This is a genomic window from Treponema sp. R6D11 (genome assembly GCF_054786075.1).
Genome location: NZ_BDHD01001050.1, coordinates 1 through 402 on the forward strand (window position 1 = coordinate 1; position 402 = coordinate 402).

The 402-nt window shown below is 40.0% G+C and carries 1 protein-coding gene; it reads left to right on the plus strand.

Features of this window, described 5'->3' with window-relative positions; all coding sequences use genetic code 11:
* A partial coding sequence (locus ACYVTD_RS17440) for a glycogen/starch/alpha-glucan phosphorylase (RefSeq protein WP_461248891.1) occupies positions 1-402 on the plus strand: 402 nt, incomplete at both ends.

Genomic DNA, 402 nt, shown 5'->3' on the forward strand with positions numbered 1-402 from the left:
TTTATAAAGATGTTGCGGAAGATTTTGGGGTAGACTTTTCTAAGATAGTTGAAATTGAGCCGGATGCGGGGCTTGGTAATGGCGGATTGGGCAGACTTGCTGCGTGTTATATGGATAGTTTAGCCACGTTAGATTTGCCTGCATATGGGTGTGGTATACGTTATGAATATGGGTTATTCAAGCAAAAAATTGTTGATGGATATCAAATCGAATTACCGGATCCTTGGCTAGAAGATGGCTGTGTTTGGGAGGTTGAACATCCTGAAGATAGTGTTGAAATTTTATTTGGAGGAGAGCTTGAGGAGTATTGGGAAAACGGCAAGATGGGTTCTTACTTAAAAAATCCTACAAAGGTTATTGCTACTCCTTATGATATGCCAATTGTAGGATTTAATGGTGAGG